The organism is Latilactobacillus sp. VITA-14 (assembly GCF_046580785.1).
Classification (GTDB): Bacteria; Bacillota; Bacilli; order Lactobacillales; family Lactobacillaceae; genus Latilactobacillus; species Latilactobacillus curvatus.
In genome coordinates, this window is record NZ_JBJKTM010000008.1 from 71,230 (window position 1) to 79,450 (window position 8,221).

An 8,221-nucleotide genomic window follows, 5' to 3' on the forward strand; every position below is an offset into this window, starting at 1 on the left:
GCGATGCCTTTTTTTACGTTCGTAATCAATCCGTACCCTAAAAAGTAATACGTTTAATTGAACAGACGCTTTTTTAATACCCAAAAATAGTTGCTTCGGCCAAACATTATGATAATCATTGCAGCGCTTACCAAAAGCATCGTGGCAACTTTTCCCATTATTGAAATTAACGAATTACCACCCAAGTACGCCTCGCCTAAATAACCAAGGAAAGTTTGAATACCGAATAGCAATCCAAACTTACACAATAGTTCTGACACACCTTGAAAATTTCCTTTCAAAGGATACTTGTAAATAACGAATGGTTCTATCCATGATACGGTCATTGCTGTGGACAGTATCGTTCCTAGCAATACCCCATTCACCCCCAGCTTAAATGGACCAACGAACAGCAACGTTAAGAAGATATTTACAAAAGCCTCTATGATCGACTTCCACCTCTGAACCCATTGTAATCCAAAAGCATCAATGTATATCCAAAATGGCACACGAACTAACTGCAAAATAAGTACAATAGAAATCAAAGTTTCCGTGTGAACAGCAAATACAGATTTTTCTCCCACCCACATGCGCATAAATGGCGAAAGTACAACTAAATAAATTGCATATCCACCCGCGATTAATGTATACAAAATAAAAATTATTTCTGTTAATACAATTCTATTTTTTTCAGAATCTCTTTCAATACCTAAATTTCCAACACTCGGGGTTAACGCGCTGGAAACTTTTTGCAGAATTGTCTGTATAGCATTCGTTATTACTGAATAATTTGAATAGATACCAACAGTGGCTAGATTAGTAAATAGCGACAAAACAATATTATCACTACCAAAAACGATCAAGCTCCCTATTTTACTTGAAAACCCACCAACCGAATTTTTAAAAATTTTGGATTTTTCTGAAGAACCAAGAAGAACTCGGTCAGTAACCTTCAAAAAAGGAAACTCATGCCGCGCAATTACAGTAATAATTACATTCAAAACAATAGTTCCCATTAGTTGTATAGACACATACAAAACCGGATTTTTAAAAATCATTAAGCTAATCAGCTGAGCCAGATTTACAACTACAAAGCTAAGCGAAGTTACTCCATTCACAATATACCCTTGCTGGTTTGCATTTAATACAGATCGATTATAACCAAGCAAATAACTTGAAACTGTATTCGCTAGAAATAAAAAGTAAATGGTATAAACATCCGGTAATTTCATGCCTGCATTCCCTATTATTTCAGGCAAAAACGCTACTAAAATTACTCCTAAAACAGTTACAATAATTGCAATCCATCTAAAAGTATTCCTGTAAAGTCGCATGACCGCTGTGATTTTTTTTGCATCTTTTTCTTTTAATGGCTGAAAAAGAGTGTACACAAAGACAGAATCCAATCCTAAATCAACTAGTGACAACATTGACAAAGTGCTTGTTAATACGCCATTTAATCCTAGGTAATCGTTACCTAACTTTTGAATGAACACCACACGTACAATCATCGAAAGAAACAACTGTACAAAATAAGTTATTAACGTAACCATTACATTTAATTTTGCACGCTTAGTTCTATTCATTTTTTAACGTATTCCTATCTGCCGAAACTTTATCAATTAATCGAGTATATTCACTCAAAACTTTCGCCATTGAAAAATGACTCTGTGCGGATAGTGCTTTGCTTTTTAAATCTTTCACGTTGTTTACAGCACCCAATAAATTAGCAGACAACGTAGACACATCCGCCGTATTTTCAATCAATTCACCGAAACGACCATCTTCCAAAATCTCTTCCGAACCGCCATTTTTTGTTGCCAAGACAGGTACACCAAGGACCAATGCCTCTCCAATAACCGTTGGATAACTCTCAACTCGAGATGAATTAACAAACAAATCCGACGACTTTACATAAGGCATTGGATTAGACTTCATCCCCAACAGAAACACGTTACTCAAATTGTTCTTATCAACAATATTCTTCAAGTTATTGAAAGATGATCCATACCCAATAATTGTCAAAGAAAGTGGCATCACTGTTGATTCTGCTGCATTCTTGAAAGCTTCTATCAACAGATCAAATCTTTTTACTGGGTCCGCTCTTCCTACAGAGATAACTCTGAATGTATTATCAGTGAGTCGCAACCATTCTGAATAGTTATCATCGACAATCAAACTTTTATTTTGTATTTCCCGTGAATCAATCACATTATGGATTATCGTCTTGTCAGTATTTACTTGTGGAAATTTAGACATAAATCCATTTTTACCACCTTCAGATACAAACACAATTTTGTCGTAACTGTTATAAATACGTTCTTGTTGAGTTATTGATCTATAGCTGGAGTCAGCCCATGGATTAGTGCTTACATCAGTATGAATCCAAGCAATCTTGGGATTCTTCTTGTATATCGAGGCAATGTGAGTAGAGATTCCCTCCATAAAACTTATGACCACTGTTGAACTGTCAACTCGATTTGTAATCTCCAATAGCTTCGGCACATAAAATAAAATCCGCTTAAACGTTGCTCTATATATTTTCGAAAACAGACCATTCTCTTTTGGCACTAATCCTTTAATGTCTACATCACTTGGGACTTCCTTAACTAATTCACCCTCTACCGTATACAGAATCAAACTTACATCATACATTTCACGATCGAAGTTTTTCAAAAAGCTGATCAGGACTTTCTCAGCCCCACCCATCTTTAAGTTCCGCATCAAAATAACAACTTTACGCTTCATTTTCTATCTCCTTAAAGATGTTTTGAATGTCTTTTTCAGTGACTTTTCTGCCATTTTCAGAGGATAAACTAGTCCAAAGAGTAGGGAAATGATTGCGTAACACACTTTTTAGACTGCTTCTAACCGACTGCTTATTGGTTCTCCCCCATGAATTCATAAACAAATGCTCCGCAAAGTTTGCTTCTCTGTTTCTAGAAAAATATGAAAAATAATCCAACGGCAATATTAAGATGCCATCCTGGATTTCTTGTCGGACACCAGTGTTACTAAATTCAGGATATAAAGTGGAGAACAAGACCGTCATAATTGGGTTGTTTGTATATTCAAGCAACAATGGCTGCATCTTAGTAAAAGCGCGATTTTCGTACACTTGTAGCATGTTATTAATAAATTCATGATTGGGTTCCGCCAGAATAATTCCGGTTGCAAGACTATTTTTGTACAAAAAACCCATCACAAGTCGCTTTGCCAAAAACGGAGAAAGGCTTTTCTTCAGTTCCATATCAGTATCCAAATAAACTCCACCGTACTTGTTCAAAACGTCTAGTCTCAACACATCAGTCAAATATGCCCAGTTTTTGGTTTCATACATCTGCTTTGAAAACGAATACTGTGAGAAATCCCAATTTTCTTCATTCCAAAGCTTAAACTCCCAATCTGGTAATATTTGCTTCCAGCGTTGTACTCTCTCTTCAACCTCGATCGGAATTTCTCGTCCAAACCAAGCATAATGCACAATTTTAGGAATCATACAAGTTCCTCCTACTCTCTACCTAAAACTCTTAAAATATAGTTTAAAAATCCAATCATTAAGGACAACCCATGTAAACCACCGAAGTTCCTCAACACATTAAACGTCCAAAACATAGATTTAATTTTATTAGAAGAAAGCGAATTATGAATCCTGTATTTAGCATGCGATTCCTCAAACAAAAAGGCATATTTCACTTTTCTAATTAACATAATCCAGGCTGCGTAGTCCTCATGATGTGCATCCGGGAAAAGATTATCAGGAATCACACTTCTTTTCACAACAACGGTCAGCAACCCTGCGGGATTTCCCTTCAAAAAATCATCCAAAGAGTATCTACCCGCAGGTAATTTCCTTGCCTTAAGAGGTGTTCCCTCATGATCCATCGTCTCATAGTTAGTGAACGAAAAAGCGATGCCTCTATCCATCATTTTCGAAACCTGCATTTTCAATTTATCTGGTAGCCATATATCGTCCGAGTCTAAAAAGGCGACATATTCACCGCGAGACATTGATATTCCAACATTTCTAGTCATTGCAACGCCTTCGTTCTTCGAATTAAATGCGGTCCTTACTGTTCGATTACTATATTCTTTGAATTTATTGATTAATCGAACAGTATCATCGGAACTTGAATCGTCCACAATAATTATTTCTAAATCATCCAAAGTTTGATTTTCTACTGACAAAAGCGTCTCCCATAAAGTGTCAGCACTATTGTACGTTGGGATAATTACGGATACCAAAGTCACAAACACTCTCCCCACTTTCTTCTAGAATGTTCGATAGTAGACAAATTTGACAAAATTTTTGAATCCCTTAAAGAGTTCGAAATATTTTCCCTGATTAGAATGTAAAGCCTTATGAACACGTTTGCTTACCAAAACAGAAGAAACATCCTTATTTAATTTAGCAATCCAAAGGTAGCCTACGAAGTAGGATTTAAACGCTTCGTTCACTATTCTCGGGTTGCTAGACATTTCAAGCACAGCATCAAGCATTATATCTAACGAAGTCATCTTATCCATAAGTTTAGTTTCACTAGATTGCAGTGTTATGCTACCAGATCTACGGTAATACTTATACAAAGGCAAGTTGATAAATCTATACGTATCTGAGGCATTTTGTCTTAAAAAATCCATAAAAAAGGGCAAATCTTCGTAGTACATTTCCCTAAAAGACAGTTCTTTTATTGCATCAGATCGGAAAATTTTAGTAGGCGCATACCCTGGAACGAATCCCTGTTTCATACCCAAGAGTTCAGTTAGAATATCATCCTTTTCAAGGATGAGCTCCATTTCTTGCGACTTAATTTTATTCGTAAACGTATTTATCGTTCCATCTTCAAGAATCTCGTCGTATCCAAACATAATCAAGTCATCGGAAGTGCTAAGAATTGTCTTCAGTAGGATTTTCGCTGCATCTTCGCTCAAAGCGTCGTCTGAATCAAAAAAATATACGTATCGTCCACCGGCTAAAGAATGCCCAAAATTTCGAGCTGATGATAATCCACCGTTATCTTTATGATAGACGGACACATTGTTATATGTCTCTTCAATGTGACGAGCAACTAATAAGCTATCATCAGTTGATCCATCATCGACAATCAGTATTTCGATTGCTTTGTTATTTAACCAACTTCCTAGCGACTCGATACTACGTAGCAGGTAGTTTTCAACGTTATACACCGGTACAACAACAGTTAATTCAAATTTCATATTTTGACTTTTTAAAGAACTTGTCATTCAACGTTTTCTCCAAATTGTGCAATGCAACTTCATCTCTGACGCTGTCATCATTTACAACTAACATTTTTACTTTTGAGCTCACTTTGACCGGATCCTTAAAATCACCCACTGTTGTATAAAGGCCTCTCAACTTACCCGGCACGAAATTTCCTTTAATATTTCTGTAGTATCTTACTGCCCAATCACTGATATCCGTTGCTTCTCTGAAACGATTAGCCCACGTATTTTTCAGCTCAATCAATCCAATTTTTTCAAAACTCAAAAAGTCAGACTTTCGGTACGCAAGTGCAAAATGTGGATTATAGAAACCCACAAATCCACCATACGGAAGTGACAATAACGTTCTGACTTGCGTCAGTCCGTATTTTAAATTGAAAAATTTTCGTAAGTTTTTTTTCATCACAAAGCGCTTACTAAAAAGTTTATTAACAATTGCTGTACCGTTTTGTGAGATATGAAAAAATCCATCTTGAAAAGGCACAATTGAATTTTCTGCTAAAATGTCCACGGGCATATCATTGATAAAATAGTCCTCTGGATTATTCATATTCCACAATACACAGTCATCATTCAGCAATATGAACTTTTCAGATAACCCCGGAATTTTATAAATACTTGTAACAATCACATTTGAATTAAACGTAGGGAGTTTCCCATCAATAAATTCCGTGTGATCAACAACTCTAACTTTAGTTGAATCCAACCAATCTGGAACTTGCCTATCGGTCACTAAAAATATGTTATTAACCCATGGCATATACAATTCAATGGATCTAAATAAGTATTTCAGAGTTCCGTAATCATCAAACCTGTTATTTGATTTCATTTCATCTGATGAATCACTAGCGCCGTTCATATACGAGTTTTTTTTCATTTGCCAAACAGGATCTGACCCGTCTACCCAAGGAATTACAACATCAATTTTTTCTTTTTCGTTCAATATTTTCATCTCCAAATCGGTGTAATTAACATTTTCCCGTAAGATAACAAATCTGTCGGTGGCAAAAAGTTACCAGGGGCTGTCCAATAATACGTGAATCCAATTACCAAAGTTAAAATCACCACGGCCAAATCAATGTAGGTGAATTTCTTTGTCTTCACAACACTAAATATCCAAACTACCGTCAACATGACCCATGCAAATGGATATATTCTTTGGAACAAAAAGAACGGCAGACTTAGGCCGGTTAAAAGATAATTGAACTCAACGTTGTACAAATTAGCTTTTGAAACGTCCTGACGAATTAAATAGAATCTAGAAAACATCAACGAAACTATGATGAACCATCCTACATAAAATTTTCTCATCCACTCAAACGTCCCAGAAAAACTATCGCCACTGACATAAGCAGCAAACTGATTCAAAACGTTGCCAACCAAGCTACTATGGAAAACCACTACAACACCCAAAGCTACTACTGCAAAAAGCGGTAACCAACGCTTAACAAAACTATTGTTTCTAGAAGATAAAATTGCGGCAAATACCTTTATTCCGAGGTAAACCCATGCTGCTGGATGAAACAATCCAGCCACCACAGACCAGAATAATTTAGGAATGGTAATTAATTCTTTATTTAAAGCATCGCTCGCCATAAGCAAAATAACAATATCGGTTGCCACATACCATCTAAACCCACTAACTGGCAACTTCAGTGTCATCATAAAAATTAATGAAAAATAGCCAAACGTTCTGATGAATATTGTTAAAGCATCTACTTTATCCGTTTCGGTAACTTTAGCAATCGCAAACAATCTAACAAAAATAGACAATACTACAGTAACGGCTGATAATAACCGATAATCTGCCGTTTTCGAGATGATAAATAAAAGTACTGCAGACAAAGGCCAAGTTTGCCCGTTAAGCCCATACTCAGACACGGGCGTTGTACTGTAAATTTGTGAAACAAACTCAGATATACCGTTAACAGATTGAATCGAGTTCATATAGGCAACGTATCTGAACATGTCGTCTGTCGGTAGATATATATAATGCATCGCAAATCCTACAAAGCCCAGTGCTATGCCCAGGATTGCTAGAATATTAGTTTTTTTCTCAAAGATAATCACTGCAGCACCAAAAATAATGCCAACCATTGGAAATACTACACTGAGAAATATCGCCATCAGTCCTAAAATTACAACCAAGGGATCACTCTCCATTCAAAAAATTATGAAAAATGAGATGCAGTCTCGCATCGTATTTCTTAATACGCTCCGTGTCCAGTCACTATCACAGAAAGCGTGTGCAGAACTATGAGCAAGTCTTCTTTAAAGCTAATGTTGTCAATATACTCCAAATCATCCGCCAGTTTTTCACTAGGCGTGGCATCATATCCTCCGCGAATTTGCGCCAAACCACTAAGTCCCGGCGTTACTCGTAATCTTTTTTCAAATCCTGGAACTTCTTCAGAAAATTGACTCGTAAATGATGGTCGCTCTGGTCGTGGTCCAATAAAACTCATTTCACCAGAAATAACACTAAATATCTGGGGTAATTCATCAATTCTTGTCATGCGTACGAAATGTCCCATCTTTGTGATTCTAGAATCATTCTTTTTTGCCCAAACAGCGCCAGACTTTGATTCTGCATCTGTATACATCGATCGAAGCTTAGTAACATATATGACGGAACCCATTTTACCAACACGTTCCTGCTTATAAAACATTGGACCTGGAGTGTCCATTTTAATTAATACACCAAAAATTAAAATCACTATCGATGCAGGAATTGCAAATAGAATGGCAAAAATCAAATCAAATACTCGCTTAACAATTAAATATCCATTTCTGACTGGTTGAACATTTTCAAGTTTTACGAGGTAACCCTCTGAACTATTATCTTTCATATTTTGGTAGATTGCAAATTTAATCCGAATTTTTGGACAAATTTGTCAGCATCACCTGATACGGTGTTTGCCAGTCGAGTATTTTAAGCGGTCGCTGGTTAATTTGGAGTAACGTCGTCGTTAAATCTTGAGCACTAATGTGCTCAAAA

General features: G+C 36.4%; 8 protein-coding genes and 1 pseudogene. All 9 read right to left on the minus strand.

Annotation, left to right across the window (positions count from 1 at the left end):
* Positions 1-53: 53 nt before the first annotated feature.
* Positions 54-1,565, minus strand: a complete 1,512-nt coding sequence (locus ACF1X7_RS05125) for an oligosaccharide flippase family protein (RefSeq protein WP_411162490.1) — start codon at positions 1,563-1,565, stop codon at positions 54-56.
* Positions 1,558-2,727: a glycosyltransferase gene (locus ACF1X7_RS05130; protein ID WP_411162491.1), complete on the minus strand. Its 1,170-nt coding sequence runs from the start codon at positions 2,725-2,727 to the stop codon at positions 1,558-1,560. Before ACF1X7_RS05130 ends, ACF1X7_RS05125 begins: the two co-directional genes overlap by 8 nt.
* Complete coding sequence (locus ACF1X7_RS05135; RefSeq protein WP_097037786.1) at positions 2,717-3,478, minus strand: glycosyltransferase family 32 protein; 762 nt, start codon at positions 3,476-3,478, stop codon at positions 2,717-2,719. The genes ACF1X7_RS05130 and ACF1X7_RS05135 overlap by 11 nt, the downstream gene beginning before the upstream one ends.
* A gap of 11 nt (positions 3,479-3,489) precedes the next feature.
* Entirely contained in the window at positions 3,490-4,245 is a 756-nt protein-coding gene (locus tag ACF1X7_RS05140) for a glycosyltransferase family 2 protein (RefSeq protein ID WP_411162492.1), read from the minus strand.
* 6 nt (positions 4,246-4,251) lie between these two features.
* Positions 4,252-5,223, minus strand: coding sequence for a glycosyltransferase family 2 protein (locus tag ACF1X7_RS05145; protein ID WP_411162493.1), 972 nt, complete (start codon positions 5,221-5,223; stop codon positions 4,252-4,254).
* Positions 5,186-6,166 carry a stealth family protein gene (locus ACF1X7_RS05150; protein ID WP_227166146.1) on the minus strand — a complete coding sequence of 327 codons (981 nt, stop codon included), beginning with the start codon at positions 6,164-6,166 and terminating at the stop codon, positions 5,186-5,188. The genes ACF1X7_RS05145 and ACF1X7_RS05150 overlap by 38 nt, the downstream gene beginning before the upstream one ends.
* A 5-nt stretch (positions 6,167-6,171) precedes the next feature.
* Entirely contained in the window at positions 6,172-7,371 is a 1,200-nt protein-coding gene (locus ACF1X7_RS05155; RefSeq protein ID WP_411162494.1) for a hypothetical protein, read from the minus strand.
* Between the two features lie 59 nt (positions 7,372-7,430).
* Positions 7,431-8,072, minus strand: coding sequence for a sugar transferase (locus ACF1X7_RS05160; RefSeq protein WP_411162495.1), 642 nt, complete (start codon positions 8,070-8,072; stop codon positions 7,431-7,433).
* Positions 8,073-8,091: 19 nt separating this feature from the next.
* Positions 8,092-8,221: pseudogene (locus ACF1X7_RS05165) on the minus strand (IS30 family transposase); the annotation flags it as partial.

Bases quoted from the DNA above. Each gene is read 5' to 3' on its own strand.
- ACF1X7_RS05130 (WP_411162491.1), bottom strand. From the start codon at position 2,727: ATGAAGCGTAAAGTTGTTATTTTGATGCGGAACTTAAAGATGGGTGGG.
- ACF1X7_RS05145 (WP_411162493.1), bottom strand. From the start codon at position 5,223: ATGACAAGTTCTTTAAAAAGTCAAAATATGAAATTTGAATTAACTGTT.
- ACF1X7_RS05125 (WP_411162490.1), bottom strand. From the start codon at position 1,565: ATGAATAGAACTAAGCGTGCAAAATTAAATGTAATGGTTACGTTAATA.
- ACF1X7_RS05135 (WP_097037786.1), bottom strand. From the start codon at position 3,478: ATGATTCCTAAAATTGTGCATTATGCTTGGTTTGGACGAGAAATTCCG.
- ACF1X7_RS05160 (WP_411162495.1), bottom strand. From the start codon at position 8,072: ATGAAAGATAATAGTTCAGAGGGTTACCTCGTAAAACTTGAAAATGTT.